The sequence below is a fragment of the Candidatus Viridilinea mediisalina genome (assembly GCF_002532535.1).
In the GTDB taxonomy this organism is placed as follows: Bacteria; Chloroflexota; Chloroflexia; order Chloroflexales; family Chloroflexaceae; genus Viridilinea; species Viridilinea mediisalina.
Map to the genome: position 1 here is coordinate 1 of NZ_NQWI01000265.1, position 1,769 is coordinate 1,769.

1 protein-coding gene is annotated in these 1,769 nt (G+C 57.0%); it reads right to left on the reverse strand.

All coding sequences use genetic code 11. From position 1 onward, the window contains the following. Positions 1-255 precede the first annotated feature (255 nt). Positions 256-1,461, reverse strand: a complete 1,206-nt coding sequence (locus CJ255_RS21870; protein WP_097646182.1) for an aminotransferase-like domain-containing protein — start codon at positions 1,459-1,461, stop codon at positions 256-258. Between the last annotated feature and the right edge of the window lie 308 nt (positions 1,462-1,769).

A 1,769-nucleotide genomic window follows, 5' to 3' on the forward strand; every position in this document is an offset into this window, starting at 1 on the left:
GCCTCTGTGGTAAAAAACTCTGTACCTCTAAGAACAGAGCGTAGGTTGGAGCAAACCCATTCGTAGTGGCAAGCTCTTCACATAAAAAACCTCTGTGCTCTCTGTGCCTCTGTGGTAAAAAACTCTAAAACCTCTGTACCTCTCTACTCTCCTCTCCCTCTAAAAAAACCCACACGGAAAGAGAAGGCAGCGACAATCACAATCACAACCAGAATGACCACACATTCAGGCAGGCTAATCCATGCAATACTCATATCACCTCGCTCGGATGGCAGCGGCTAGACGGCGCACCCCCTCATTGATCTGGGCAACACTGCTAAAAGAGAAGTTGAGGCGCATCGTATTGGTGCCGCCGCCACCGGGGTGAAAAGGTTCGCCGGGTACAAAAGCAACCCCCGCTTCAATCGCACGGTCGAGCAACTCGCCCGAATTGTAGCCCTCAGGCAGGGTCAGCCAGAGGAACATGCCGCCTTCGGGCCGCGTCCAGCGCACTTCGGGTGGCATCTCGCGCTCAAGGGCAGCCAGCATCGCATCGCGGCGTTCGCGGTAGAGCGCCCTGATGCGGGGGGCATGGCGTTCCAGCAGACCATCGCGGCACGCATAGTAAGCTACGGTCTGCGAACTACTACTGGTGCTGAGATCAAGCCCCTGCTTCAGCATCACTAGTTGATCAAAGATCGCCCGTGGGGCCACCAGCCAGCCCACGCGCAGGCCCGGAGCGAGCATCTTAGAGAGCGTACCCAAATAGACCACATAGCGCGGTTCGCCGTGCAACTCATAATCAAGCGCCGCCAACGGAGTCACCCGCTCACCCTCATAGTAGAGGTCGCCATAGGGATCATCCTCCACAATCGGTAGCTCGTAGCGCGCCGCAAGTTCAATCAACTGGCGGCGCCGCGCTGGGGCCAAGGTCACGCCGGTTGGATTCTGGAAGCAGGAGACCACATAGAGAAAGCGTGGGCGCAGCCCCTTGGCCAGCAACTGTTCCAACGCATCCACAACGAGACCCTGCTCATCAATCGGCACACGCAGATAATTCGGGCGACAAGTCTGCCATGCCTGGAGCGCACCGAGATAGGTTGGCTCTTCAACCACCACTGGGGCACCCGGATCAATCAAGAGCCGCCCGATCAGATCGAGGGCTTGTTGCGAACCAGCAGTAATAATCACCTGCTCAAAGCGCGTATCCATGCCCAAACGCCCCAGCCACGTCCCCACCAGCGCCCGCAGCGGCTCATAGCCCTCCGTCCTGCCATACTGGAGGGTCGCCATCGGCACCTCAGCCAAAGCCCGCTCACTCGCCAACGCAATCTCCTCTGCCGGAAAGAGTTCAGCAGCAGGCAGCCCCCCGGCAAACGAAATGATCTGCGGTTGGGCCGTAAGTTTAAGCAGATCACGAATCGCCGAACTACGCAACTCCGTTGCGCCCACCGCTATCCGTTCGTCCCAGAGGCCGTCCATGTAGATTTCTCCTTAATTCGAAAGCCGATAGATGAAAAGTTGTTAGGGAAGGTTTCAGAAACGCGCTTTCAGCTTTACTGTCGTAGTGCCGACTTTAGTCGGCATCCAATGGCAACCTACGACCTCAGCCGACTAAAGTCGGCACTACCTAATGGCAGCTTTACTGTCGTAGTGCCGACTTTAGTCGGCATCCAATGGCAACCTACGACCTTCTGAAAAGCCGGGGGGCACACGCTGGAGTGCCGGCTTTAGCCGGCTAAAGCCGGCACTCCAACGCCAAACCATAGACTTTTCAGACAGCCTCTTAG